Raw genomic sequence first — 24,484 nt, 5'->3', positions numbered from 1 at the left:
GGGCAAAGAATAGCGTTCGGTGCGCAGAGCGCAAGGCTTTGTTTATTTAGCACAAATGGATTTTGGGCAATGCGTGCGACCACGCCTGCTGTGTATGGAAATCGCGATGCGCCGGTTGAAGCGGGGAGAAGGGCCTGCCAGAACCTCAGTCCGGATAGGGCGCTTCTACGGCATCGGGGTCGTCTGCGGCGAGGGTGGTGCCTACCGATGCGATGATGATCGCGCCGATCGCCAGCCATTGCAGCAGTGCGAGTCCCTGGCCCAGAAACAGCAGGCCGGATAGCGCGCCAAAGGCCGGTTCCAGACTCATCAGCGTGCCGAATGTCTGGGTGGGCAGGCGGGGCAGGGCCACCATCTCCAGGGTGTAGGGCAGCGCGGTGGACAGAATGGCCACGCCGAGTGCCACCAGCAAAAGCTGCGAATCAATGGCTTCGACGGCGACATCCACCAGCCCGATGGGTGCGATCACGATCGCGGCAATGGTGATGCCCCAGACCGCGCTCTGTATGCCGTTGACGGCGCCGGCCTTCTGCCCGAACAGAATATAGGCCGCCCAGCAGCCGCCTGCGCCCAGGGCACAGGCCACGCCGTAAAGATCGATCGTGCTGGCGTCGCTGTCGTGATCCAGGCTTAGCAAAACGGCAAGGCCTGCGATCGCGATGCCGACCCAGAGCAGGTCGAGCCGGCTTTTGGACGACCAGAGGGCGACGCCGAGCGGGCCGGTGAACTCGAGGGCGACCGCGATGCCGAGCGGGATATGGTCGATGGCCTGATAAAGCAGGAAATTCATCGTGCCCAGGGCGATGCCGTAGGTGGCCAGATTGCCCCAGTCGCGGCGCGCCACGCGCCAGCGCCAGGGCCGGAACACGAGCCATAGCAAGGCGGCCGCAATCAGCAGTCGCAGCGATGTTGTGGTGGCAGGCCCGACGGCTGGAAACAAAACGGTGGCCAGCGATGCGCCGCCCTGGATACAGGCCATGGCGATCAGCAGCAGGCCGAGCGGCAAAAGACGCGACAGGGCAAAGGAACGGCTGAGTAACATCGACAACCCGTGCTGGAATGCGCGGCGCAGTGTGCCGCGCCACGTATCGGTTGTCAGTTCAGCCGGCCGCCCACGGCGCGCTCAGACGAGCGCGCCGCGGGCGAATGGCGCGCACAGGCCCTACGCCAGCACAGCCTCGTTCGGCTGCGCGCCGGCGTGGCGTGGGCGGCGCTCGGCGGCCGCGGCGGGTCGCCGGGCTGTGGCGGCGGGCGGGGTTTCAACTGCGCGTTGCGCGACCATCGGGCTGTGGTCGATACGGAAGATATCGACGCTGCGCCCGAGCTCGCTCGCCTGGCTGCTCACCGATTGTGCCGACGCCGCGGATTGCTCGACGAGGGCAGCGTTTTGCTGGGTCATATGATCCATGCGCGAAATCGCGACGCCGATCTCCTGGATGCCGGTGCGCTGTTCTTCGGCCGACAACGACACCTGCTGCATCATGGTGCTGACTTCGCGAATCGAATCGACGATGCCCTGCATGGTGTCGCGGGTACGCTCGACCTGTGTACTGCCGGTCTGTACGCGGGTGTTCGAGGCTTCGATCAGGCTCTTGATCTCGCGTGCGGACTTGGCGGTACGGCTGGAGAGCGTGCGCACCTCGTCGGCGACCACGGCAAAACCACGGCCGTGCTCGCCGGCGCGTGCGGCTTCCACCGCGGCGTTGAGCGCCAGCAGGTTGGTCTGGAAGGCGATGTCGTCGATCATGCCCACGATGCCGTGGATCTGGGTCGAGGATTCGGCAATCTGGGTCATGGTGTCGACGACGTTGTCGATTTCCTGGCCGCCGCGTTCGGCTGTGTCCGCAGCCTGCTGTGCGAGGCCCGAGGCCGACTGCGCGCTTTGTGCACTCTGACTGACGTTGGCCGTAATCTCTTCCATGCTGCTGGCAGTCTGTTCGAGCGCGGCGGCCTGTTCTTCGGTGCGGTTGGACAGATCCGAATTGCCGGCCGCGATTTCGGCCGTGGCCGGGGCCACGATACCAATGCCGTTCTTCACGTCCTGCACGATCCGAATCAGGCTGCAGCGCATGACGTTGAGAGAGGCCATCAAGCGGCCGACCTCATCGTTGCGACGGGTCTCGATTTCGGCGGTGAGGTTGCCGGCCGCAATCTGGCGGCTGAGCGCGAGCGCTTCGTTGAGTGGCTTCATGATGCGTCGGCCCAGCAGAAGGCCCCACACCAGCAGCACGACACCGAACACCGTCGCGACCGAGGTCATGGTCAGCATCATGCGATCGAACATCGCTGCGGTATCTTCTTCCAGCCGCGTGATGCTTTCCGGTATGGCGGCGCCGGCAGCGGTCAGCGCGGCTTCGCTTTCCTGACCCAGCTGGACGGCGAGGGCATGCATCATGTGCAGCTCCTGCGAGGACAGCACGCCCATGGCGATGATGCCGGCCAGACTTACCAGCGTCATCAGGCCGAGCCGTGCACCGAACGACACGTTACGCAGGCGCGAAAGGCGCGCCTTGAGCGAATGTTCGTGAATGACGCCGTTGACGAGATGGGCACGGGGTTTCTGGTTGTTGCGCATCCGTGTGTAGACGCGTTCGGCCTGGTGTTTTTCTGCCTCGGTCGCGCCGCGCCGTACCGAGGCGTAGCCGACGGCGCGCCCCTGCTGGATGATGGGCATCACCGTCGCGTGTACCCAGTAATAGTCGCCGTTCTTGCGTCGATTCTTGACGATACCCGTCCAGGTCTTGCCGGCCCGGATAGTGTCCCAGAAATTCGCAAACGCGCCCGGCGGCATGTCGGGGTGGCGAATAAGGTTGTGCGGCTCGCCCACCAGTTCGTTCCAGGTGAAGCCGCTGGCTTCGATGAAGGCAGGGTTGGCAAATACGATATGGCTATCGAGGTCGGTCTGCGAGATCAGGTATTCCTGCTCGCCGATTGTGTATTCGTTCGACGTCACCGGCACGTTCTGGCGCATAAAGTCCCCTTCCAATTGTTTCTATAGGTGCAGGGCGTACCGAATGCACTGCATGAAGGGGTAATACGGCTGGCATTTTGCAGTTCTTTAGCCTGCGCAAGGCCAGCGATTTGCGCTTTGCGAAAGACCTATGAAGTTTCGAGATTGTAATTATTTGAAAAACATATGGTTTGATTCGCCGCTGGGGGTTTTTGCAAACTAAAAAACGAATAGCGACCGGGATTGCAGTCTGCTCATCGATCGACTCGCATTCTGCGAAGCCGCTGCACCGCGCGTGCCGGGCTCGTGCAGGGGGTGCGAACATCACGCGGATAGCTCGCATCGCGAAAGCTGTTGTCGGATCAATGGCTGCCGGTGCAGAGCCTGGATCGGACATGGGCGGTCGCTGCCGCGCGAGCGACCGTGATTGCGCCACGATGCGGAAAGGGTGGCGCCGGCCTGGCACGGGCCTTATGCGCGCGCCAGAGAGCGATTGCTATGTGGCATGCCTGAGATCGACCACGTCGAGCCATTCGCCCGACGCGGTACACGGTTTACGCGCAGCGGCCGTCGTGTGTCGAAGGCGCAGACGCCGGCATGCGCTGTACGTCATGCCGGCGCGGTACGATATCGACTAGGCAGGCCGTCCGCCGCTGTGATCGTTGTTATCGCTGCTCTTGCGGGTCGTGGCATCGGCCAGTACCACGCGATTGCGGCCGCGCTGCTTGGCGGCGTAGAGCGCCTCGTCGGCGGCTTGCATCAGCTGTCGTGATGAATGGATGCCGTCGCCGGGAAAAGTCGCAATCCCGGCCGAGAGCGTCACGGTCAGAGATTCGCCGTTATCCAGCGGGTGCGCCAGTTCGGCGATACCGTCGCACAGGCGCACCAGGATCTTCTTCGCGCCGGGCTGATCCATGCCGGGCAACAGGAGTACGAACTCTTCGCCGCCATAGCGGGCGAACAGATCGTTTTCGCGCAGCTGCTTCTGAATGCTCTTGGCGATCGCGGCCAGAATCCGGTCGCCCACCGGGTGGCCATGGCGGTCGTTGACCGCCTTGAAATGGTCGAGATCGAGATAGGCCAGGCTCAGCGGATAGTTTTCGGTCTTGGCACGGGCGAAGTGACTGCCGAACGCCTCGTCGAAATGACGCCGGTTGAAGATGCCGGTGAGGGCATCCTGGCGCGAGATATAGTCCAGGCGGTCGGCTTGCTGACGGAAGGCCTGCTCGCGGTCCTGCACTTCGGTGGCCGAGCGCAACAACTGAAGATTGCGCGTGGCCAACAGTTCGCGGGCCTGGTCGGTCAGGCCCAGTGCCTGGGGCGGCGACAGAACGGTCAGGTCGAACAGCGTTTCGACGTCCGGCAGGGCATCGGCCATGCGGCTGAGCACTTCGCTGAGCTGGTCGGGATTCATGTTCAGACAGGATCGCGCGCTGCGCACGGCAGCAGCGGTCGCGGCCTGGGTGTCTTCGGCCAGATAGATTTCGGCAATGCGTCCGGATACCGCCACGCAGCCGACAAAGGTTTCCAGGTCTTCGGGTATGTCCACCCGGGAAAGATCGTCGCTGGCGCGGGTGGCCAGGGGCAGATAGTCCGGCAGCCCCCACTCCTCCATCAGCCAGGCGCCGGCGTCGCAGTGGTCTGTACCCACAAGCTCGCGCTCGTAGGCGGGCAGGGTGTCGTGGTTGTGCACGATATGCTTGAGCTGACCATAGGTTTCGGGCATGGCCGCATCGAGCGCGAGCATGCCCAGATCCTGCAGCAAGCCGGCGAGAAAGAGTTCTTCCGGCGCGTAGATTTTCTGATATTCGCCGAGCAGGCGTGCAGCCAACGCCGACAGCAGTGCCCGCCGCCAGTAGCGGTCGAGATCGATACCGGCGGTCTTCGTGTTGCGCAGGGAGGTGCTCAACGAAAAGCTCAGTGCCACGCTTACCGTGGCGTTGAGCCCGAGCACGGTGACTGCCTGGTGCAGATTGCGGGCCTGGCGGCCGCGCATGTACAGCGGCGAATTCGCCATGCGCAGCGTCTTGGTGGCAAGCGCCGGATCGTTGGATAGCAGGTTGGCCACTTCCGCGAGATCGATATCCGGATTGCGGCCAACCTTGATGATGCGCAGCGCCACGCTTGAAATGGTCGGCAGCGTGGGACACAGCCGCAGCTGGTTTTCGATCGTGATGTCCATAGGCGTTCAAACTCTCCCCCGGGGTACGCGCTATCGGCCGGGCCGGCGGGAAACTTTACTCGTGGTGCCGCGCTCTACGGATCCGTTCGACCAGGGCGGTGTTGACCGGCATTTCCATGCCCAGGCGTGCGCCCTTGGCCACCAGCCAGCCATTGATTGCATCGATTTCGGTCACCGCGCCGCGCTGCAGGTCAGCCCGCATCGACGATGTATTGGCCGCGGTGGCCCGAGCGACGTCTTCGACCGCGGCAAGCGAATCGCCCGGCCAGTCGGCGTCGAGTGCGCTCAAGAGCATATCGGCCTCGGCGACCACGCGCTGCATACAAGCACGCAGGTCGGCCCGGTCGACCAGAGCGCCGTTTGGCACGTCGTAAAGCGCGCTCAGCGGATTGATGGCAGCGTTGGCCACCAGCTTGCGCCACTGTGCGCTGCGGATATCGTCGGCCCACAGCAGACCCGGCCAGGCGTTCGCTACTGCCTCGAACCAGGCTGGCGGTCGCCCGCCGTCGCCCATCCAGCTGTGATTTTCGGCCACCACCTCATGCACGGTCGGCGTGCCCGTCACCGCGTTCGTGGTGACCGTCTCGATCAGGCGCGTGGTCGGTGCCAGCAGCCCGTCCAGGCTGCCCATGCCGTTCTGCAGTCGGAGCACAGTGGCATCGTCGGCGAGCGGGCAGCCGGCCAGCGCATTGGCCGTATACGGTGTCTTGCAGGCCACGATCAGGTGTTCGATCGGTGCCGCCAGCGTGGCCGGCGTGTGCACGTCCAGCGTGATGTGCCGGCGCTGCCCATCGCCGTGAAAATGCAGGGTCGCTTCGATGGGCGCGCGGGCGCTCGTACGCAAGACGCTTACGCGGTGGCCGGCGCGTTGCAGATAGTGGGCGGCAAGCGTGCCGATGTGGCCCGCGCCGGCAAGAAACCAGTGCGGGGCGGCGGGGCTGGACATGGCCGGGTCCTCGACAGACTGAAGACGTCCATTATGGCGCCGCAGAAAGCAAGGCCGGGTTTGCGACAATGCGGGACCTTGTTTGCATACCCGGCGAGACTGTCATGAGCGAAACCGGCTCCCCTATCGTATCGGCCCTGCTTGATCGGCACGGGCAGACCTTCGCCGCCGAGCTGGGTATCGATATCGAGCGCAATACGCCGTCGCCGTTGTTTCGTCTGTTGTGTCTGGCCATGCTGACCAGCGCGCCGGTGCAGGCAGATATCGCCATGCGCGGCGCGCGTGCAATGGCCGATGCCGGCTGGACCACGCCGGACAAGCTCGCCGCCAGCAGCTGGTCGCAGCGCGTCGAGGTGCTGAACGGCGCCGGCTATGCGCGCGTCGACGAGAAGACCGCGACCCAGCTCGCGGACTTCAACGACACGCTGCGCTCGGAATACGACGGCGATCTGCGTCGCTTGCGTACCGCGGCCGATGGCGATACCGATACGGCGATCAAGAAACTCACCGCATTCAAGGGCATCGGGCCGGTCGGTGCGGCGATATTCCTGCGCGAAGCACAGGCGGCCTGGCCGGAGTTCTACCCGTTTGCCGACAAGGCCACCTTGAAAGCGGCAGGCAAGCTCGGCCTCGGCGACGACGCCGAGACGCTGTCCCGGCAGGTGTCGCAGTCCGACTACGTGCGCCTGGTCGCGGCGCTTGTACGTGTCCAGCTGGCCAACGATTTCGACGCCGTTCGCGAGGCGGCCGGCCCGCGCTAGGACACGGCCGCCGGCGTTCTACAAACGCGCCAGGAGCTCCTGTTTCTTGGCAGCGAATTCATCTTCGCTGAGCAGTCCCTTGGACTTGAGATCGCCCAGCCGCTCGATGGCATCGAAGATGCCGGCGCTGTCTGCGTGGGCAGAGGCAGCCCGTGACGGCTCGGGCACGCGATCGGCTTGCTTGGCCGGATAACGTTCGACGACCGGCAGGCTGGCCAGCGCGATCGGCCCATGCTGGCTGGTAAAGCACAGGTTCAACAGGCTGTTGCCCTGCTGCTGGGATACGCCGGTAATACGGTGATCGCCGGTGTCATGAATATTCATGCGGTCGCCGATGCGTATTGCCAGCCGTTGCGGGCCCGCGAAATAGGCATAGCACAAATCGTTTTGCTGGCCCGTGGCATCGGGCTGGCCCAGCGAGTCGGGCCACCACGCCCCGCTGTTCGATGCCATGGTATGGGCGATCATCGGCCCGGCGTCCGCGCCTGTCGATTGATGCTGGCTGGCCTGTGCGAACGGCAGCGGCGCTTCCACGCGTTCGCCCAGGGCATGACAGAGCGCGTCCAGCCGCCCCTTGAGTTCGTGGTTGAAGCTGTCCTCGATCATCAGCAGGCCGCCGCGCATCCATTGGCCGGCCCCTCCGAGTTCGGGGTGATTGAAGCTGGCCATATTGCCGTGCCCCTGGGCCACGGCCACGTTCAGGACGTGCGCTGCCTCGGCGCTGAAGCCGTAGCGCTCTGCCAGATCTTCGATCCGCGTTTCACGCGTAGAGGTTGTGCTCGCCATGACCTATCACTCCGACCGGTTGGAGTTCGAGTCTATGTCGGGCCGGACAGGGCGCCTATCCGTAGCAGCGCGTAGCCTGAAAGACGCAGAAATCGCCCGGGCGTGAGGCGGTTACTCGTCTTGGCGATCCACGAATTCGGCAATCAGCGCGGCGACCTCGCGCGGGCGCTCCTCCTGGACGAAATGCGCTGCATCGAGCTTCTCCAGTCGAATATCGTCGAACACATCGTCGAGATGGCGGGTATAGGGTTCGATGATCACCGGGTCGTGCTGACCATAGATATAAAGCCCCGGCATGGCGAAGCGCCTGCCCGCGATCTCGGCCCAGCGCGCCATATCGGGCTTGTAGCAGCGATAGTAGGCTGCCCCCGTCGCCGGAGTATGCGCGATGGCATAGCAGCGTACGTATTCCTCGAACGCGTCTTCGGGGAAGGCTTCGCGGGACCAGGTCTTGAGGAAGTGGCCCAGCCAGGCTTTTTCGTTGCCCGGAATCATTGCCTCGGGCAGGTTCGGTTCGGCCTGGAAGAGCTGATACCAGAACGAGCGCCCGCCGGCCTTGCGCAGCTGGGCCTGGGCTGCGGCGTTGCCGCGCGTATTGGTAATCACGGGAATATTGAGGATCACCAGACGGCGGACCCGGCCCGGCGCGGCCAGCGCCATTTCCTGGGCTACCGCGCCGCCCCAGTCGTGGCCGACGAGGTTGAAGCTGTCCACGCCCAGGCTGTCGAGCAGGCCGAGCATGTCGGCGGCCAGCGCCTGCTTGGTATAGGCGGCGTTATCGAGCGTGCGCTCGGAATCACCCAGGCCGCGCAGGTCCGGCATGATCAGGCGATAGTGGTCGGGCAGGTGTTCGGCCACGCCCTGCCAGCAATAGCTGCTTTCCGGCCAGCCGTGCACCATGACGATCACAGGGCCGGTTGCGGCGCCTGCGAAACGCACGTTGAAACGCCCTCGATCGGTTTCGATCATCCGATTCTCTGTGGCAGCCATTCTGTCTCCTCGTTGTAATGTTTTGCCCGCGAGCTTACGCGAAGCGGGTTGGGCTGCTGCAATCGCTTACTCGTAGCGCCTGCCCTGGTACTCGAGCCAGCCGCCGGCGTGCCGGGCCTGTGGGTCGTGATGGGTCCAGTGCACCACGCCGCCCTTGGCGTTGAATTCATAAACACCCTTGAAGCGCACGCGCTCGCCGGTTGCCAGGCGCGGCAAACGCGGTGCGATATCGATGTTGTGCGCGATCAGTATTGTCTGACCACTAGCCAGACGCAGAATGAAACGCTGGTGCCGGCTGCCACGGGTATCGTCGGCGAGCACGGCCTGGACTTCGCCTGTGCCCGAGACGGCCACGTCGTGCGCCCGGTCGCGATAGGCACGGGCAATGGCATCTGCTGCCCTGGGTGCATTTTCGTACGCCTTGCCGGGCGCGCCCGTGTCGAGCAGGCGTTCGCCGCCAACGAGCATCACGAGGACGATAGCAATCGGCAGGAGCAGGCGCCTCATATCGCTTCGGGTTTTGTCCTATGAGTAAAGCGTGGCGCAAACCGGTCGATAGGAAAAGCGACGACGCCTTGGAATCCGGCATTCGGATGATGCGGCAAGTCGTTTTCCGTCACCATCTGATACCTATGCCATGCAGCGCCTATTCATCGACAACTTCACGGTATCCGGCCTGATGCGTCTGACGTTGAAGGCAATCGCAGCCGGCATGCTGTGCCTGTGCATCACCGCGGCCAGCCATGCGGCGGAATATTATGTTGCGCCCGACGGCAACAACAGCGGGCCCGGCGGCCGGCACTCGCCCTGGCGCAGCATTGGCTTTGCCCTGCGTCATGCCAACCCCGGCGATACCGTTTATCTGCGCGAAGGCCGCTACAACGAAGCGGTTCACATGCCGCATTCCGGCTCGCGCGGCCACGGCATGATCACGCTGCGCAACTATCCGTTCGAAACGGCGGTCATCGACGGTACGGGCCTGTATGTCAACCACGGCGAACAGGGGCTGGTGACCATTGCCGACCGCAGCCACGTGCGTATCCAGGGCCTGCATCTCACCAACTTCCACTCCGACGACGAATCGGTGCCAATGGGCATATTCGTTACCGGTGCGGGCGAGAATATCGAGCTGATCGACAACCACATCAGCAACATCGAAACCCGCAAGGCCGGCTGCGACGGCAACGCCCTGGGCATCGCCGTTTATGGTCGCCGCTCGGATGCGCCGCTGCGCGATATCCGTATCGCGGGCAACGAAGTGTCACACCTGAAAACCGGCTGCAGCGAGTCGATGTCGATCAACGGCAACGTGACCGACTTCGAGATCGTCGGCAACTCGGTACACGACAACAACAACATCGGCATCGACGTGATCGGCCACGAAGGCATGGCGCGCGATCCGGCGGTGGATATCGCCCGCAACGGCGTGATTGCCGACAACATCGTCTACAACATCACCTCTGCCGCCAACAGTGCCTATCCGGACGGCGAGATGGCGGCGGGCGGCATCTATGTCGACGGCGGCTACAACATCGTGATCGAGCGCAACCGCGTTTTCGCCAGCGATATGGGCATCGAGCTGGCCAGCGAACACGCCGGTAAGGCCACCCGCAACGTGCTGGTGCGCAACAATCTCATCTACAACAACCACCGGGTCGGCCTGTCGATTGGCGGCTATGCGCCGGACGTGGGTGGCACCGTGGACTGCCGCATCGTGCACAACACGTTCTACAAGAACGATACCGCCATGAGCTGGGGCGGCGAAGTCGTGATTCAGTACAACGCCCGTGACAATGTATTCGAAAACAACATCGTCTACGCGAACGCGCAGGCGGTGTTCATCAACTACTACGTCGAGTCCACCGAGCGGCCGCTGACCAGCGACCGGAACCTGTTCTATACGGAAGCAGGGCGCTACGCCGGCCAATGGCAATGGCGCGGCAAGCACTACGACGACATGAGCGGGTATGCCCGTGTATCGGGTAACGATGGATCATCCCTGTTCGGGCATCCGCGCAAGGTGTCCGCGCGCTTTGTCCCGGATTTCGCTCGTCGCCAGCAGACCGGCCCGCGCGTCGTTCCACGAGGGCACGGCGAAGGTGCTTTGCGCGATACGGGCTATGCGGCCGCCGCTGCCGGCACGTCGGATTTCGGCGCCTACGAATATTATTGAATCAGTGCCTGCGGCAAACCTCTGCGAAGGCAAATACCGCATAGCTCACGAACCAGCAAAGCGCGATGCTGACCAGATCGTGCGATAGAAAATGCGCACCGCGCAGCTGTTGTGTCAGGCCGTAGAGCGGACCGATGAACACCGCGGGCAGCAGCCAGAGCCAGGGGCGCTGTAAGTGATAGTGGCGGGCGAAGAAATACAGCGCGACCAGGCAATAGCCGCCGGCGGCATGCCCGGCCGGAAAACAGCCACCCACCTCGCCGGGGTACAGCGTATAGGCGCTGCCGGCCAGATCGCCGCCATAGCGTTGCAGATCCCAGGGGCAGGGCAGCGCCAGCAGATGTTTGCTCAGCGATACCAGTAGCAGGCTGGCAAGTACTGCCGCACACAGGCACACGAGGCCGCGCCGCCACGGCCGCAGTCGGGTATGCCAACAACTCATCGCCGTGAGCACGAGCAGGGCCATACCCCAGGCGATCGAAAAACGTTGCCCGTCATCATGCAGCACCTGCGAAGTCAGCCAGGCATGGCGTAGCGCCCAGTGCCCGCCTTCCACGCCATACAGCCAATCCGCCCAGAGCCGGTCGATATCGAAAGCGCGGATGACCACCAGGCCTGTAATGAATGCAAGACCGGGGTAGACCAGGAACGGTCTGTTGATCGTCGGCATGTGGCTGCGGACAAGCCGCAGGCGATCGGATGTCATGTGTGAGGCCTGGTGTGCGGGCGGGACCAAGCCAGAAGCCTGTGCGGATACGCGTTCGCCATTTGTCGGTGTGCTGTCGGAAATTCGTGCGCGCGGCGGCCCCGCGACCGCGGCGAACGAAAAACAAACGCTTGGCTAACAGCGCAGTTATCGGCCATATCGATAATCGTGCGACATATCCCTACAAGCAGGAGGCTGGATGCGCAGCCTGGGCGGTTTTGCTATGTCGAGCGGGACTCGGATTGACATGCCCGATGCGCGTTGTTCGCAGCGGCCCGGTCTTACCGTGGTCATTCCGTTCTACAACGAACAGGACAATGTCGAGCAGCTGATCGATGAGCTGCGTGCGGCGCTCTCTGCGTTGGGCGACTACGAACTCATCGCTGTCGACGACGGGTCGACCGACGCCACGGCCGCAGTGCTCGAACGTGCAGCCGCGCGCGTGCCAGCGCTGCGGGTCCTGCGTCTGGCCCGCAATCGGGGGCAGAGTGCGGCCATCGCCAACGGCGTGCGTGCCGCGCGTGCACCCTTGATCGTCACGCTGGATGGTGACGGCCAGAATCCGCCGGCCGATATCCCACGTCTTGTGCAGACCTATCGAGAGAGCCGCAGCAGCGGGCCGGTGCTCGTGATGGGGTGGCGCCAGCAGCGTAACGACAGCACGCTGCGCCGGCTGTCGTCGCGTTGTGCCAATCGTTTACGCAAGGCGCTGCTGGGCGACGGCTGTCCGGATACCGGTTGTGGCCTGAAGGTGTTTGCGCGCGATGATTTCCTGCGTCTGCCGGCGTTCGATCATATGCATCGTTTTCTGCCGGCGCTGTTCGTTCGCGATGGTGGCGAGGTGGTCAGCATCGCGGTATCGCATCGCCCGCGTCACTCGGGCCAGTCGAAGTACGGCGTACGCAATCGGCTCTGGGTTGGCCTGGTCGATCTGGTTGGGGTGTTGTGGTTGCAACGTCGTGCCTGTCGTTTCGAATCCGAGGAATCCCATGTTTGATGCGCTTCAGACACAGGATCTCGCCTGGATCGGCCTCGGCCTGGTTGGGCAGGCGTTGTTTTCGGCGCGTTTCATCGTGCAGTGGATCGCCAGCGAGCGCCGCCGAGCGAGCCATGTGCCGGTGGCATTCTGGTACCTGAGCATCGCTGGCGGCATCACGTTGCTCGGCTATGCCATCTACCGCGCCGATCCGGTGTTCATCCTGGGTCAGAGTACCGGCGTGTTCATCTATGCCCGCAATCTGTATCTGATTCGCAACGGGCATTCGCAGTCCGCGCCGGCCGAGACCTGACATGGTGCTGTCACGATCGGGCTATCAGCGTCTGGCAGCGGTTGTCTTCATTGTGCTGCTGGGACTGGCGGCCGCCGGGCGCGGCATGGGCGATATCCCGCTGGAAAGCCATGAAATCTATGTGGCCCAGACCGCCGAGAACATGCTCGAAAGCGGCGACTGGCTGGTGCCACGGCTCAACGGCGAATATCGGTTGACCAAGCCGCCGTTGAGCTACTGGCTGGTGGCGGGCGCCGGCGCCGTGACCGGGCAGGCACAGGTCAGCCCGGCCCTGGCACGCGCGCCGTCCGTGCTCGCTCTGGTGGGTATTGCGCTGCTCGCGGCCTGGATGGGCGCGCGCCTGTTCGAGCCGCGTGTCGGGTTGCTGGCCGGGCTGATGTGCGTGGCATCGTTCTCGGCCTTCAAATACGGGCACAACGCCCGACCGGACATGCTCTATGCGTTCTGGACCACCGCCGTTCTGGCCGTCTGGCTTGCCCTGCGCGAGGTGTCGCCGCGACAAGCCCGTTACGGGGCCTGGGCGATGTGGCTGTTGTTCGCACTGGCGACCTTGACCAAGGGCCCCCAGGCGCCGGCCATCATGCTGGGCGGCGCGGTGGTCTACGAGGGGCTTTTCGGTACCGGCTGGCGCGCCGTATGGCGGCGGCTGCATGCGGTGGCAGGCCTGGCGATCGTGGCGGTCGTCGTGCTGCCCTGGTATCTATGGCTGCGCGCAGCGATCGGCGCGACCACGCTGGACGATTCCCAGGTCTCCGGTGCGCTGTTGAGTGTGGATATCACGCGTTTGTTTGCGCCCTTCTATTTCCTGCGTACACCGTTACTCTGGTTGCCATGGGCGTTGTTGTTGCCGGTGGCGGGGCTGCAGATATGGCGCGATCGGCGCGGGCCGTCCGGCCTGCTCGCCTTCGGCGTGCTCTTTGCGATGGCGGTGTTCACGCTCGGCCCGCAGTATCGCGAAATTTATATGCTGCCCTGGCTGGCGCCGGCCATGGTGGTGTTCGCGGCCGCGCTCGTTCGGGTGCCGGCAGCGCGTGTGTGCGTGGCTCTCGTGCTTGTCGTGGTCGCGGCGGGGCTCGCCTGGCTGCTCTACCAGAGCGGTTTGGCGGGTCTGGCGAGCGTGCTGGCGGCGCTCGTCGCGCTGGTTGCGGCGGGTCATGCGCTTTCGCAGCGGCACACGGCACGCAGTGCCGGTTGGGTCGCCATCGCATTTGCGATCGGTTTGTTTCAGGGCGGGGCCGTGCCGAAACTCTGGAGCAGCCAGCGCTACGAGGAGCTGGCCTTCACCCAGCGCCTGGCCGGGGTGGTCGATGCCGATACTCCGGTCGTGGTGTGGGATATCGATGCTGCGCATTATTCTTATTATCTGGGCCGGCCGGCCCGCGGTTTCGAGGCGCTGGATAGGGTGTGCGACTGGATTGGCACACAGCGCGGCCGGCTCGTGCTGGTCTATCCGCAGGAGCGGCGCGCCGAACTCGCCCAGCGCCTGGTGCTGGACTCGGTGCTCGGCCCGCGCGATTCGGAGTTCCAGGCGAGTTGGGTCGCGGCCGGCCGCGACTGTAGCGCCGATACAGTCTCGGGGAGTTAAAGCGTGTATATCCTTATTGTAGAAGATAGCGACGACCTGGCCGCGAATATCGGCGAATACTGCGAAGAGCGCGGCGATATTGTCGACTACGCCGCGGACGGTCTTACCGGGCTGCATCTCGCCGCGGTCAACCGCTACGATGTGCTGGTACTGGATTTGAGCCTGCCGGGCCTGGATGGTCTGTCGCTGTGTGAACGCCTGCGCCTGGATGCCGGCAATAACGTGCCCATTCTCATGCTCACCGCGCGGGATACGCTCAACGACCGCTTGACCGGCTTCGAGACGGGGGCGGATGACTATGTCACCAAGCCGTTTTCGCTGCCGGAACTGCATATGCGGCTCAAGGCGCTGGTACGGCGCGCGGCCGGCGCCAGCGAGCAGTTGAGCGTGGCCGACCTGGTCTTCGACACGCGCAGCCTGATCGTGCGCCGCGGGGGCCGACGCCTGGAACTCACGCCCACCGGTATGCGCATGCTCGAGCTGCTCATGCGGGCATCACCGGCGGTGGTCCGTACGGCGACCGTCGAACGCGCGGTCTGGGGCGACGATCCGCCCGATAGCGAGGCTGCGTTACGCGGTCATATTCATCAGCTACGCGGCATCATCGACAAGCCGTTCCCCCAGAAGCTGCTCAAGACGGTACACGGCATCGGCTACCGGCTCGCCGACGATGACAAGCTTTAGTCTGCGGCCCGGGCTGCGCCCGCGTATTCTGCTAGCCACGCTGGTGCCGGTGCTGGTGGTGCTGGGCGGCATGGTCTATGCCGTGTCGTCGTTTCTGGAAGTGCTCGAACACGACATGACCCACGGCCAGCTCGCCCGTGAACTGGACCGGGTGGACGCCCTGTATCGGCGCGACCCGCAGCTGCTGGATCTGCTCGGGCCGAACCTGGAGACGTATGTCGTGCCCAAGGGCGACACCGACAGCCTGCCGGACAGCGTGAAACCCATTCGCAACGGCGAGTCGCACGAGGTCTGGCTGCCCGGCGCGGACTACGAATATCAGGCCACGCGACGCGATATCGGCGATCAAAGCCTGTATGTGCTGCTCGATCTCACGCCCGAAGAACGCCTGGAGAAGGAGTTGATCGGCGTGGCCTGGATCGCCGGACTTGGGGCAATGTTTCTAGCCGTGCTGGTCGCACTGTGGTTATCGCACGTGGTCATGCGTCCGGTGCGCCGGCTGGCCCATCGCGTATCGGCGATCGTACCGGGCGAGCAGCGCCCCGATCTCACCCCGGCTACCGGCGATCGGCAGCTCAATATCATTGTCGAGGCCTTCGATGGCGTGCTCGATCGTTTCGATGCCTTCGTCGCCCGCGAGCAGGCCTTCACCGAGGACGCCAGCCACGAGCTGCGCACGCCGTTGGCCACGGTAATCAGCTCGCTGGATCTGATCGTGGAAGACCGGGATCTGTCGGCCAAGTCGCAGCGGCGTCTTGCACGGGCGCGGGCCGCGGCCACGCGCATGCATGAGCTCATCGAGGCGCTTCTGCTGTTCGCGCGTGAGCAGGGCAGCGAGGTTTTCGATACACCGGTCAGCCCGGTCGTGCGCGAAGCCATTGCCATGCAGGGGCATCTGTTTTCGGCGCAGACAGCGGCCGCGATCGCGTTCGAGGCTGAAACCGAAGTCCATGTCAATGCGCCGTCCAGCATGGTCCTGTCGGTGGTGAACAACCTGCTCCGCAACGCGATCGAGCATGGCGACGGCGCACGGATCGACGTGCGTCTCGATGCCACCGGCCTGAGTATTCGCGATCACGGGGCGGGCATTGCACCGGCCGCACTGTCGCGGTTGTTCGACCGCCGCTTCAAGGGCCAGCATAGCCGCGGCCAGGGACTGGGACTGTATCTGGTCAAACGTGTCAGCGAACGCTTCGGCTGGCGCGTGGAGGTCGACAGCAACGTCGGCGCCGGCACCGAATTCGTGCTGTATTTCGCGGCGTGAAGTTCGTTCGCTGCCAACCCGGCGCCGCCATAACGAAATAACAACGCAAGCGCGATCAGTCGGACACGCTCCGCGCGCCATGCTCGGCGACGAAATTCATCGTTGGCGAGCGTTGGTATGGCGTCGAAGGCTCACGGTTTCAGAGCGGGTCGGGCTGCATGGCTGCAAAGGCTGCCGCGACCGGCCAGCGGCGTGCCGGGGCTCACCGTCGTGGCCGCCGCGTTCATCGCCGTTTTTCTGAACAACGTGTTCTGGAAAACGGTGATCGCCGAAGCCGATATCGGCGTGGCGCGCCACCTGGGGTTCGGTCTCGCGCTCGCGGCGGCCATGGTCGCTTTCTTCGTGTTGCTCATTTCGCTGTTTGGTCTGCGCTACGTGTTCAAGCCGGCCGTCGTGATGCTGTTGCTGGTGGGGTCGTTCGCCAGTTATTTCATGAGCACCTATGGCGTGGTCATCGACGACACGATGATTCACAACATGCTCGAGACCGACCGCGGCGAGGCCGCCGGGCTGTTGAGCCCGGCGCTGATACGCCACGTTCTGTTGACCGGCATCCTGCCTGCGCTGGTGGTGTGTTTCTGGCAGGTGCGCTATCGCAGCGTCTGGCGCGAGACCGGTGTGCGCGCGCTGACGTTAGCAGTCGCGATCGCGGTGCTGGGCGTGAGCGTGTATAGCCACTACAAGGATTTCGCCCTCGTGCTGCGCCAGAATCGCGAACTGCGCTATCTGGTGAATCCGACCTATCCGCTGTACGCGGCGATCGAAGCGTTTACCCAGACCGCCGAGGCTGCCGACCGGCCCGTCGAGGCGCTGGGCACGGATGCGCACCAGCAGACGCGCGCGGGTGCGCCTCGACGGGTGGTGGTGCTGGTCGTTGGGGAGACCGCCCGCGCCGCCAATTTTTCGCTGGATGGGTATGCGCGCAATACCAATCCACGGCTGGGGCGACGCGATCTGGTCAACTTCACCCGGTTCAGTTCCTGCGGTACGTCCACATCGGTGTCGGTACCGTGCATGTTCTCGCGCCAGGATCGACACAACTACGACGGCACCGATGCACGCTATACCGAAGGCCTGCTCGACGTGCTCGCCCATGCCGGCGTGAACGTGCTCTGGCGCGACAACAATTCCGGCTGCAAGGGCGTATGTGCACGGGTGCCCAGCCAAGATCTGTCCCATGCCGACGATTCGACGCTGTGCAACGACGAAGAATGCTTCGACGAAATCCTGCTGCGCGGGCTCGAATCGCGTATCGATGCCACATCGGGCGACCTGCTTGTGGTGCTGCATCAGAAAGGCAGCCACGGGCCGGAATACTACAAGCGCTACCCCAAGGGCTATGAGCGATTCACGCCGGTATGTGAAAGCAACGAGCCCCAGAACTGCGATCGTCAGGCAATCGTGAACGCCTACGACAACACGATCGTCTATACCGATGCGGTCCTCGACGAGCTTATTGCGCTACTCGCGCGTGACGCCAAGCGCAAAGGCGATGCTACCGCGCTGTTCTATCTCTCAGACCACGGCGAATCGCTGGGCGAGGACGGGCTGTATCTGCACGGTTTTCCGTACGCGCTCGCACCCTCGTATCAGACCCACGTACCGGCGCTGGCCTGGTTGTCACCGACCTTCGGACTCGACCGTGATTGCCTGGCGGGGCTGCAGCACAACGACTACTCGCAAGACAACCTCTTCGATACGGTGCTCGGCCTGTTTGCTGTCCAGACCCAGGTTTATCGCCCGGGTTCGGATATTTTTCGGGGCTGCCGCGCCGCGAGCTGAGGCTGCTGCCCTCAGCCCGCTGTTCATGCGCGGTCTGACGCGGGCGCTTAGCGGGGCAAATTCTTGGGCGCTGGCCCAGCCGATCGGGACAGGTTGATCGGCCGGGCGCTTGCGGCGCTTAATCGACCAGTTCGAAGGTCACTCCGGCGCGTTCGTGCAGGCGTTCGATCAGGGCGTCGCCAAGCAGGGTGGCCGGGGTCCAGAAGCCGCCTTCGGTTTCGCCGCGCTGGCTTAAACAGATCGCCGCCTCGGAGAGCATCTTGGAGGTGGAGCCGTAGCCCGGATCGCGATCGCCGACGACCTTGGCCTTGAGTTTTTCACCGGCCGCGGTGGTGCCGAACAGGCGCATGTCGTAGAAGCCTTTTTCCTGCGCGCTCGGGCTCGGGCCTTCGCCGGGCTCGGGCAGCACGAAGCGTTGCAGCAGCGCACGCGTGGGCTTGATGGCCACGCCGACGAGAAAACCACCCAGGCCCGCGGCCAGGCCGTAGGCGTTGAGCCGGCCCTTGGTGCCACGCCCGGTCATCATTGCTTCATCGTATTTGAACTCGGCGCCGTAGGCCTGGCCCGATAGGGCGTTGCTGCGCTGAACCACGCGCGTGTTGCAGCTGGCCATGATGAACGGCGCTATCCAGCTGTTGGCGTCGGGGTCGAAGGAGGCGCCCTTGGGATTGGGCTGGCGCACTTCGGGCCGATAGCCTTCGGGGCAGATCGAATAGGGGTTGGCCAGCTGTTTGCGCAGTGCCGGATTGGCCCGTACTTCCTTGGCGAAGTTCACCAGGCTGGCCACGGTGCCGCCCGAGAAGGTGCCGCGCATGGCTTTTACTCGCAGCTTCACCCGTGTGCAGGGCGCGCCGAAGCGTTCGCGCGCGTGGCGCTGCAAGAAATGCACGCCCAGATCCGACGGCAGCGAGTCGAAGCCGCAGCAGTTGACGATGCGTGCGCCGCTGGCTTTGGCGCGCGCTTCGTACTTGTCTAGCATGGCCGCGATCCAGTGCACCTCGCCGGTGAGATCGCAGTAATCGGTGCCGCTGTCGGCACAGGTGGCCACCAGCGTTTCGCCGTACAGCGCATACGGCCCCACGGTGGAGATGACCACGCGGGTCTGGGCACACATCGCCGCCAGCGAATCCGCGTCGTTGGCGTCGGCCACGATCATGGCGACTTCGGGGTTGCCGATTTCGTTGCGCACCTGGCCGAGCTTGGCCTTGGAGCGTCCGGCCATCGCCCAGCGCACTTCGCCGTCGTCGCCATAGCGTTCGGCCAGGTAGCGGCAGGTCAGTTGGCCGACAAAGCTCGTCGCCCCGAAAACCACGATATCGAAAGCAGGTGTATCCATAGCTGAGAGCACCGTTTGAACAGATGGACGTAATCTACTAGACAACCGCTATTACCCGTCATTGTCGACGCTGCTTGGCCGCCTGCCGTGCCTCGCGTAAGCTTGCCGCAGCCTCAATTCAGGGTCCGCCATGGTCTCTCAAGACGACTCCTACGATCGCGCTGCACGCAGCGCCGACAACGCCGGTTCCGGCGACGATACGATCGACTTCGGCTACGAACGCGTCGCGCGCGGCGAAAAGCAGCGCCGCGTGGGCGCGGTGTTCGATTCCGTTGCCGACAACTACGATGTGATGAACGACCTGATGTCGATGGGCATCCATCGGGCGTGGAAGCGCTTCACCCTGGAACTGGCCGCCGTGCGCGAAGGCGAGCAGGTACTGGACCTGGCCGGCGGCACCGGCGATCTGGCTGCGGGTTTCGCGCGCCGCGTCGGCCCGAGGGGGCGCGTGCTGCTCTCCGACATCAACGGCGCGATGCTCGCCAACGGCCGCGAGCGCATGCTCGATCGCGGCGTGGCTGGAAATATCGATTACTGTCTCGCCAACGCCGAGAAACTGCCGTTTGCCGACAACAGCTTCGACTGTGTCTCCATCGGCTTCGGGCTGCGCAACGTCACCGACAAGCCGGCCGCGCTTGCCGAAATGCAGCGGGTCACCCGTCCGGGCGGCCGGGCTATCGTGCTGGAGTTTTCGAAGCCGGCGGTGCCGGGGCTGGACAAGCTTTACGACATCTACTCGTTCTCCGTGCTGCCCTGGCTGGGCAAGACGGTGGCCAAGGACGAAGCCTCCTATCGCTATCTGGCCGAATCGATTCGCATGCACCCGGACCAGGGCACGCTCCAGTCGATGATGGAAACGGCCGGGCTCGTGCGCTGCGGCTATCACAACCTCACCGGCGGCATCGTCGCCGTGCATCGCGGTTACGCGCCCTAGCGCGCGCGCTGCGCGCCGCCATTCAACAGGCCCGGATTCGTCATGACGGACTCTTCTCTGCGAAGCCTGCCCACGCCCGCGCTGGGCGCGGCCGAGATCGCGCTCAATCGTTATCTGGGCAACGACCCGCGGGCACTCGCGCGCTGCGAGGACCTTGCCGGACATTCCCTGGAGCTGCGTTTTTCCGATCTGCAGCTACGGCTCGTATTCATCGCCGAGCGCCACGGTATGCAGCTGCGCGGCGTACCGGATACACAGGCAGACGTCTGCCTGACCGGCACCTCGACCGCCTTCGGGCGCATCCTGTTTTCCGGCGGCCGCGAAGGCATTACCGGCGGCGGTCTGCGTATCGAAGGCGATGTCGGCGTCGCCCAGCGCTTTTCCGATCTGTTCGCCAGCGTGGATTTCGACCTCACCGATGTCATCGACGCCCGGCTGGGGCCGGTGCCGGCTTATTTCGTTGGCCAGGGCATCAAGCAGGTCCGGGCGCTGTTTTCGCGCGCGGCCCGTGAATTTCCGGAACAGGCGGCCGAGTATCTGCGCGAGGAAACGCGCGACGTGATCGGTCCCTGGGAACACGAAAAATTCGCGACCGAAATCGAAACGCTGCGCGACGATGTCGAGCGGCTATCGGCGCGGGTAGCGCGTGTGAGTGAGGGGAGCCGCTGATGTTCGATCGCAGCCGGCGCATGCTGGAAATCATCCGCACCGCGCGCCGCTACGGCCTGGGCGAACTCGCTGGCGATGCCGCGCCCACCTGGTTGCTGGGCAAGCCGCGCGCGTTCGACGAGCCGCTGAATGTGCGCCTGCGTCTGGCGCTCGAAGAGCTGGGGCCGGTGTTCGTGAAATTCGGCCAGACGCTGTCCACGCGCCGCGATCTGCTGCCCGAGGGCATGGCCGAAGAACTGGCCAAGCTTCAGGATGAAGTGCCGCCGTTCGAAGGCGCCGAAGCACGACGCCTGATCGAAGCGGCCTACGGCCATTCGCTCGACCAGTTCTTCGAGTATTTCGAAACCGAGCCGATGGCCGCGGCCTCGATCGCGCAGGTACACCGTGCCCGCCTGCATGCACGCGACGGCGAAGCGCAGGGGCGTGAGGTGGTGGTCAAGGTGCTGCGCCCGGACGTGCACGAACGCATCGGCCGCGACGTGGCCGTGCTGTATCGGCTGGCCGGGCTGGCCGCGCGTTTTCACCCCGAAGCCAAGCGCCTTCGCCCGGTCGAGATCGTGGCCGAGTACGACCGCATCATCAACGACGAGCTGGATTTGATGCGCGAGGGCGCCAACGCCAGTCAGCTCGGGCGCAACTGGGCTGGTTCCGATCTCATCGTGCACCCGGAAATCCATTTCGACTACAGCACCGAAACGGTGCTGGTCATGGAGTATATGCGGGGCGTGCCGATCGACGACGTCGACACGCTCAAAGCGGCCGGCGTGGATTTCAAGGTGCTCGCCGAGCGCGGCGTGGAGATCTTTTTCAAACAGGTCTTTCGCGACAATTTCTTTCATGCCGACATGCACCCCGGCAATATCCTGGTGCAGCCGGAAGTACCGCATCGGCCGCGCTATGTGGGCCTGGACTTCGGCATCGTCGGCTCGCTGACCGTGGACGACCAGCGCTATCTGGCCGAGAACTTCCTGGCGTTTTTCAACCAGGACTATCGCAGGATCGCCGAGCTGCACGTGGAATCCGGCTGGATGCCGGCCGATACCAGCATCGAGGAATTCGAAGGCGCGATCCGGACCGTGTCCGAGCCGATCATGAACAAGCCGCTGGCCGAGATTTCCTTCGGGTTATTTCTGGTACGCCTGTTCAAGATTGCGCGCCGCTATCGTTATCAGGTCCAGCCGCAGCTGGTGCTGCTGCAAAAGACCGTGCTCAACGTCGAAGGCCTGGGCCGCGATCTCTACCCGCAGCTCGATTTGTGGGCCACCGCCAAGCCGGTGCTCGAGGAGTGGATGCACCACCGCGCCAGCCCGCGTGTGGCCGGCGAGCGGCTCAAGAACCAGCTGCCGCAGATCATGGACAGCCTGCCGCGCATGGTGCCCACGCTCATGAAGCGCCTCGATGAAGGCACCAATCCGGCCGCGCGCGAACTCGAACGCGCGCTTACCGATATCACCCGCGAGTTGCGCAGCGCGCGCCGGGCCATGCGCTGGACGGTGGTCGGCACCGGGCTGGTCGTTTCCGGGGTGCTGCTGGTGATCTATCCGCCCGTGCCGCTGTGGGTCGGGATTGTCGGCGGCCTGGCCGGACTGGCCTGCTGGGTGCAGGCCTCGCGCGGCTAGCGCGCTAGCGCATGCGTGCATCGGCGCTCGAGCCCGGGGCGGTCGACGACCGGCTCTGGCTGCGCGTGGCCGATGCCATCGACCGGCCGATTCTTTTTCGCTGGCAGGTCGAGGCCTATCGCGCCCATATCGAAGCGCTCTGGGGCTGGGATGAAGCCTGGCAGCAGCGCGACTTCGAGCGGCTGTTCGCTGCGCTCACGCCGCGGGTGATCATGCAGCGTGCCGGCAACGACAGCCGCGCGGCCGGCTATATTCAGACCCAGCGCCGGAGCCAGTCACTGCATGTGGCCAATATCGTACTCAGGCCGGACCGGCGCGGGCAGGGCATCGGAAGCCGTCTGCTGCGCCACGTACAAACGCAGGCCGAGCAGGCGCGCTGTGCGGTCACGCTCAAGGTGTTTCGCTGCAACGAGCGGGGGCGGGTGTTCTACGAGCGGCTGGGCTTCGAGGAAACCAGTCGCAACCGGACGCATTTCGTGCTTCGCTGGGCGCCGGACGGCGTCGATGAGAGTTTGTAATGGGATGGCTGGATAGCACGCGCCTGCAGGGCGACCACGTCGTACTCGAGCCGCTGGCGCACGGGCATGTCGATGCGCTGTGCACGGCCGTGCTCGACGGCGAGTCCTGGCGGCTTTGGGTGGCCGACGTGCCGAGTCCGCAGCAGATGTGCGCCTATGTCGAGACCGCGCTGGCCGCGACAGAACAGCGTGCCTTCGTGGTGCGCGAACACGGCGGCGAGATCGTCGGCACCACGCGTTTTTATGGCGTGGATGCGGGCAATCGTCGGGCGTTGATTGGTTACACCTGGTATGCCGCGCGTGTACGCCGTACCGCGATAAACAGCGAAAGCAAGTATCTGCTGCTGTCGTATCTGTTCGACGACAACGACGCAATCGCCGCGGAGTTTCGTACCCACAGCCTGAATATCGCCTCGCGCCGGGCCATCGAACGACTGGGCGCCAAGCAGGACGGGCTGCTGCGCAGTCACCAGATCCGTGCCGACGCCAGCCTGCGCGATACCGCGGTCTATTCGATCATCGCCGCCGAATGGCCGGCCGTGCGCGCGAACCTGCGATCACGCCTGGCCGGCGCCGCCTGAGCGCGCCCGGCGCGCGCACGCGTTAGCGATTGCGCAGAATGTGCAGGCCCTTGAGCAGGTTGAGCGCTTCGTAGAGCGGATAATCGGTCTGGGCCAGATCGCCGCTACCGGTGGCATCGTTCGACGGCCCCGGCACGCGCTGGTTGTCGCGGGTGTCGTTGGACAGGGCGCCGGCCAGGTCCGCCTCCGAGAAGGGGGTGACGCTGCTCGATTCCGCGGCGGTGACGTTCACGTTCTGTATGCCCACGTCCGGCTCGATGCCCTCGGCCTGAATCGAACGCCCGCTGGGTGTGTAGTAGCGCGCGGTGGTGAGCTTCAGGGCCGCCCCGTTGGCTAGCGGCACGATGGTCTGCACCGAGCCCTTGCCGAAGGTGCGATTGCCCATGATCACGGCCCGGTTATCGTCCTGCAGCGCGCCGGCGACGATTTCCGAAGCCGAAGCCGAGCCTTCGTTGACCAGCACCACGATCGGCGCGCCGTCGAGCATGTCGCCCGGGGTGGCGGCGAATTGTTGATCGGTGTTGGGCGCCCGCCCGCGGATCGAGACGATATCGCCGGCGTTGATGAACGTATCGGCCACGTCCACGGCCGAGTTGAGCACGCCGCCGGGGTTATTGCGCAGATCGAGCACGATGCCGCGCAGCGGGCCTTCGGCCTCGTCCTTCAAGTCGGAAATTTCGCGCTTCAGGCTGTCGCCGGTCTGGCTGGAGAACTGGGTGATACGCACAT

The 24,484-nt window shown here is 64.4% G+C and carries 23 protein-coding genes; 13 read left to right on the top strand and 10 right to left on the bottom strand.

All coding sequences use genetic code 11. The features are described 5' to 3' along the window. Positions 1-145: 145 nt before the first annotated feature. The 4 genes from ABNU97_RS06895 to ABNU97_RS06880 all read right to left on the bottom strand — a co-directional run bounded on the left by ABNU97_RS06895 (position 146) and on the right by ABNU97_RS06880 (position 6,078). A complete protein-coding gene (locus ABNU97_RS06895) occupies positions 146-1,042 on the bottom strand; it encodes an EamA family transporter (RefSeq protein WP_348766016.1) in 897 nt (298 codons plus the stop codon). Between the two features lie 120 nt (positions 1,043-1,162). After that, on the bottom strand, positions 1,163-2,971 hold the full coding sequence (locus tag ABNU97_RS06890; protein WP_348766015.1) for a methyl-accepting chemotaxis protein: 1,809 nt from the start codon (positions 2,969-2,971) through the stop codon (positions 1,163-1,165). A 613-nt stretch (positions 2,972-3,584) separates the two neighbouring features. After that, on the bottom strand, positions 3,585-5,132 hold the full coding sequence (locus tag ABNU97_RS06885) for a GGDEF domain-containing protein (protein WP_348766014.1): 1,548 nt from the start codon (positions 5,130-5,132) through the stop codon (positions 3,585-3,587). A 55-nt stretch (positions 5,133-5,187) separates the two neighbouring features. Then, positions 5,188-6,078 (bottom strand): 2-dehydropantoate 2-reductase, encoded by an 891-nt coding sequence (locus ABNU97_RS06880; protein ID WP_348766013.1) that lies wholly within the window; start codon positions 6,076-6,078, stop codon positions 5,188-5,190. 104 nt (positions 6,079-6,182) lie between these two features. Between ABNU97_RS06880 and ABNU97_RS06875 the strand changes: the two genes are divergently transcribed. Continuing rightward, positions 6,183-6,839 (top strand): hypothetical protein, encoded by a 657-nt coding sequence (locus ABNU97_RS06875; RefSeq protein ID WP_348766012.1) that lies wholly within the window; start codon positions 6,183-6,185, stop codon positions 6,837-6,839. A gap of 18 nt (positions 6,840-6,857) precedes the next feature. Here the strand turns inward: ABNU97_RS06875 and ABNU97_RS06870 are convergent, their stop codons facing one another. The 3 genes from ABNU97_RS06870 to ABNU97_RS06860 form a co-directional block, all read right to left on the bottom strand. After that, positions 6,858-7,625, bottom strand: coding sequence for an SHOCT domain-containing protein (locus ABNU97_RS06870; RefSeq protein WP_348766011.1), 768 nt, complete (start codon positions 7,623-7,625; stop codon positions 6,858-6,860). 111 nt (positions 7,626-7,736) lie between these two features. Then, positions 7,737-8,615 carry an alpha/beta hydrolase gene (locus ABNU97_RS06865; protein ID WP_348766010.1) on the bottom strand — a complete coding sequence of 293 codons (879 nt, stop codon included), beginning with the start codon at positions 8,613-8,615 and terminating at the stop codon, positions 7,737-7,739. 66 nt (positions 8,616-8,681) lie between these two features. Next, positions 8,682-9,122, bottom strand: coding sequence for a DUF3465 domain-containing protein (locus ABNU97_RS06860; RefSeq protein WP_348766009.1), 441 nt, complete (start codon positions 9,120-9,122; stop codon positions 8,682-8,684). Positions 9,123-9,252: 130 nt separating this feature from the next. Here ABNU97_RS06860 and ABNU97_RS06855 point away from each other — a divergent pair, with 130 nt between their 5' ends. Next, entirely contained in the window at positions 9,253-10,788 is a 1,536-nt protein-coding gene (locus ABNU97_RS06855) for a right-handed parallel beta-helix repeat-containing protein (RefSeq protein WP_348766008.1), read from the top strand. A gap of 1 nt (position 10,789) precedes the next feature. Here ABNU97_RS06855 and ABNU97_RS06850 read toward each other — a convergent pair whose 3' ends face one another. After that, positions 10,790-11,494, bottom strand: coding sequence for a phosphatase PAP2 family protein (locus ABNU97_RS06850; protein WP_348766007.1), 705 nt, complete (start codon positions 11,492-11,494; stop codon positions 10,790-10,792). Positions 11,495-11,741: 247 nt separating this feature from the next. Between ABNU97_RS06850 and ABNU97_RS06845 the strand changes: the two genes are divergently transcribed. From ABNU97_RS06845 to ABNU97_RS06820, 6 genes are all read left to right on the top strand, one after another. After that, positions 11,742-12,491 carry a glycosyltransferase family 2 protein gene (locus ABNU97_RS06845; RefSeq protein WP_348766006.1) on the top strand — a complete coding sequence of 250 codons (750 nt, stop codon included), beginning with the start codon at positions 11,742-11,744 and terminating at the stop codon, positions 12,489-12,491. Then, positions 12,484-12,783, top strand: a complete 300-nt coding sequence (locus ABNU97_RS06840) for a lipid-A-disaccharide synthase N-terminal domain-containing protein (RefSeq protein ID WP_348766005.1) — start codon at positions 12,484-12,486, stop codon at positions 12,781-12,783. The genes ABNU97_RS06845 and ABNU97_RS06840 overlap by 8 nt, the downstream gene beginning before the upstream one ends. Before the next feature lies 1 nt (position 12,784). After that, on the top strand, positions 12,785-14,368 hold the full coding sequence (locus tag ABNU97_RS06835; RefSeq protein WP_348766004.1) for a glycosyltransferase family 39 protein: 1,584 nt from the start codon (positions 12,785-12,787) through the stop codon (positions 14,366-14,368). 3 nt (positions 14,369-14,371) lie between these two features. Then, positions 14,372-15,052 (top strand): response regulator transcription factor, encoded by a 681-nt coding sequence (locus tag ABNU97_RS06830; protein WP_348766003.1) that lies wholly within the window; start codon positions 14,372-14,374, stop codon positions 15,050-15,052. Next, complete coding sequence (locus ABNU97_RS06825) at positions 15,039-16,316, top strand: HAMP domain-containing sensor histidine kinase (RefSeq protein ID WP_348766002.1); 1,278 nt, start codon at positions 15,039-15,041, stop codon at positions 16,314-16,316. The genes ABNU97_RS06830 and ABNU97_RS06825 overlap by 14 nt, the downstream gene beginning before the upstream one ends. A 192-nt stretch (positions 16,317-16,508) precedes the next feature. Further along, positions 16,509-18,098 carry a phosphoethanolamine--lipid A transferase gene (locus ABNU97_RS06820; RefSeq protein WP_348766001.1) on the top strand — a complete coding sequence of 530 codons (1,590 nt, stop codon included), beginning with the start codon at positions 16,509-16,511 and terminating at the stop codon, positions 18,096-18,098. A 118-nt stretch (positions 18,099-18,216) separates the two neighbouring features. Here the strand turns inward: ABNU97_RS06820 and ABNU97_RS06815 are convergent, their stop codons facing one another. Further along, entirely contained in the window at positions 18,217-19,434 is a 1,218-nt protein-coding gene (locus ABNU97_RS06815; RefSeq protein ID WP_348766000.1) for a saccharopine dehydrogenase NADP-binding domain-containing protein, read from the bottom strand. A 130-nt stretch (positions 19,435-19,564) separates the two neighbouring features. On the opposite strand from ABNU97_RS06815, the gene ubiE reads away from it, so the two are divergent. Genes ubiE through ABNU97_RS06790 form a run of 5 tightly spaced genes read left to right on the top strand, consistent with a single transcriptional unit; the run spans position 19,565 to position 23,755 of the window. Then, on the top strand, positions 19,565-20,368 hold the full coding sequence (gene ubiE, locus ABNU97_RS06810) for a bifunctional demethylmenaquinone methyltransferase/2-methoxy-6-polyprenyl-1,4-benzoquinol methylase UbiE (RefSeq protein WP_348765999.1): 804 nt from the start codon (positions 19,565-19,567) through the stop codon (positions 20,366-20,368). Between the two features lie 42 nt (positions 20,369-20,410). Beyond that, on the top strand, positions 20,411-21,037 hold the full coding sequence (locus tag ABNU97_RS06805) for an SCP2 sterol-binding domain-containing protein (protein WP_348765998.1): 627 nt from the start codon (positions 20,411-20,413) through the stop codon (positions 21,035-21,037). Further along, positions 21,037-22,656 carry a ubiquinone biosynthesis regulatory protein kinase UbiB gene (gene ubiB / locus ABNU97_RS06800; RefSeq protein WP_348765997.1) on the top strand — a complete coding sequence of 540 codons (1,620 nt, stop codon included), beginning with the start codon at positions 21,037-21,039 and terminating at the stop codon, positions 22,654-22,656. Before ABNU97_RS06805 ends, ubiB begins: the two co-directional genes overlap by 1 nt. 11 nt (positions 22,657-22,667) lie before the next feature. Then, positions 22,668-23,174, top strand: coding sequence for a GNAT family N-acetyltransferase (locus ABNU97_RS06795; protein ID WP_348765996.1), 507 nt, complete (start codon positions 22,668-22,670; stop codon positions 23,172-23,174). After that, positions 23,174-23,755 carry a GNAT family protein gene (locus ABNU97_RS06790; protein WP_348765995.1) on the top strand — a complete coding sequence of 194 codons (582 nt, stop codon included), beginning with the start codon at positions 23,174-23,176 and terminating at the stop codon, positions 23,753-23,755. Before ABNU97_RS06795 ends, ABNU97_RS06790 begins: the two co-directional genes overlap by 1 nt. Before the next feature lie 22 nt (positions 23,756-23,777). Here the strand turns inward: ABNU97_RS06790 and ABNU97_RS06785 are convergent. Beyond that, positions 23,778-24,484: S41 family peptidase (locus tag ABNU97_RS06785; protein ID WP_348765994.1), on the bottom strand; the 707-nt coding region annotated here is incomplete at its 5' end.

It is taken from the genome of uncultured Salinisphaera sp. (assembly GCF_964012375.1).
Classification (GTDB): domain Bacteria; phylum Pseudomonadota; class Gammaproteobacteria; order Nevskiales; family Salinisphaeraceae; genus Salinisphaera.
This window is presented reverse-complemented; position numbering and strand designations above follow the sequence as displayed.

Excerpts from the sequence above, each read along its gene's own strand:
- ABNU97_RS06895 (WP_348766016.1), bottom strand. The coding sequence starts at position 1,042 with ATGTTACTCAGCCGTTCCTTTGCCCTGTCGCGTCTTTTGCCGCTCGGC.
- ABNU97_RS06890 (WP_348766015.1), bottom strand. The coding sequence starts at position 2,971 with ATGCGCCAGAACGTGCCGGTGACGTCGAACGAATACACAATCGGCGAG.
- ABNU97_RS06885 (WP_348766014.1), bottom strand. The coding sequence starts at position 5,132 with ATGGACATCACGATCGAAAACCAGCTGCGGCTGTGTCCCACGCTGCCG.
- ABNU97_RS06880 (WP_348766013.1), bottom strand. The coding sequence starts at position 6,078 with ATGTCCAGCCCCGCCGCCCCGCACTGGTTTCTTGCCGGCGCGGGCCAC.
- ABNU97_RS06875 (WP_348766012.1), top strand. The coding sequence starts at position 6,183 with ATGAGCGAAACCGGCTCCCCTATCGTATCGGCCCTGCTTGATCGGCAC.
- ABNU97_RS06870 (WP_348766011.1), bottom strand. The coding sequence starts at position 7,625 with ATGGCGAGCACAACCTCTACGCGTGAAACGCGGATCGAAGATCTGGCA.
- ABNU97_RS06865 (WP_348766010.1), bottom strand. The coding sequence starts at position 8,615 with ATGGCTGCCACAGAGAATCGGATGATCGAAACCGATCGAGGGCGTTTC.
- ABNU97_RS06860 (WP_348766009.1), bottom strand. The coding sequence starts at position 9,122 with ATGAGGCGCCTGCTCCTGCCGATTGCTATCGTCCTCGTGATGCTCGTT.
- ABNU97_RS06855 (WP_348766008.1), top strand. The coding sequence starts at position 9,253 with ATGCAGCGCCTATTCATCGACAACTTCACGGTATCCGGCCTGATGCGT.
- ABNU97_RS06850 (WP_348766007.1), bottom strand. The coding sequence starts at position 11,494 with ATGACATCCGATCGCCTGCGGCTTGTCCGCAGCCACATGCCGACGATC.
- ABNU97_RS06845 (WP_348766006.1), top strand. The coding sequence starts at position 11,742 with ATGCCCGATGCGCGTTGTTCGCAGCGGCCCGGTCTTACCGTGGTCATT.
- ABNU97_RS06840 (WP_348766005.1), top strand. The coding sequence starts at position 12,484 with ATGTTTGATGCGCTTCAGACACAGGATCTCGCCTGGATCGGCCTCGGC.
- ABNU97_RS06835 (WP_348766004.1), top strand. The coding sequence starts at position 12,785 with ATGGTGCTGTCACGATCGGGCTATCAGCGTCTGGCAGCGGTTGTCTTC.
- ABNU97_RS06825 (WP_348766002.1), top strand. The coding sequence starts at position 15,039 with ATGACAAGCTTTAGTCTGCGGCCCGGGCTGCGCCCGCGTATTCTGCTA.
- ABNU97_RS06815 (WP_348766000.1), bottom strand. The coding sequence starts at position 19,434 with ATGGATACACCTGCTTTCGATATCGTGGTTTTCGGGGCGACGAGCTTT.
- ubiE (WP_348765999.1), top strand. The coding sequence starts at position 19,565 with ATGGTCTCTCAAGACGACTCCTACGATCGCGCTGCACGCAGCGCCGAC.
- ABNU97_RS06805 (WP_348765998.1), top strand. The coding sequence starts at position 20,411 with ATGACGGACTCTTCTCTGCGAAGCCTGCCCACGCCCGCGCTGGGCGCG.
- ubiB (WP_348765997.1), top strand. The coding sequence starts at position 21,037 with ATGTTCGATCGCAGCCGGCGCATGCTGGAAATCATCCGCACCGCGCGC.
- ABNU97_RS06795 (WP_348765996.1), top strand. The coding sequence starts at position 22,668 with ATGCGTGCATCGGCGCTCGAGCCCGGGGCGGTCGACGACCGGCTCTGG.
- ABNU97_RS06790 (WP_348765995.1), top strand. The coding sequence starts at position 23,174 with ATGGGATGGCTGGATAGCACGCGCCTGCAGGGCGACCACGTCGTACTC.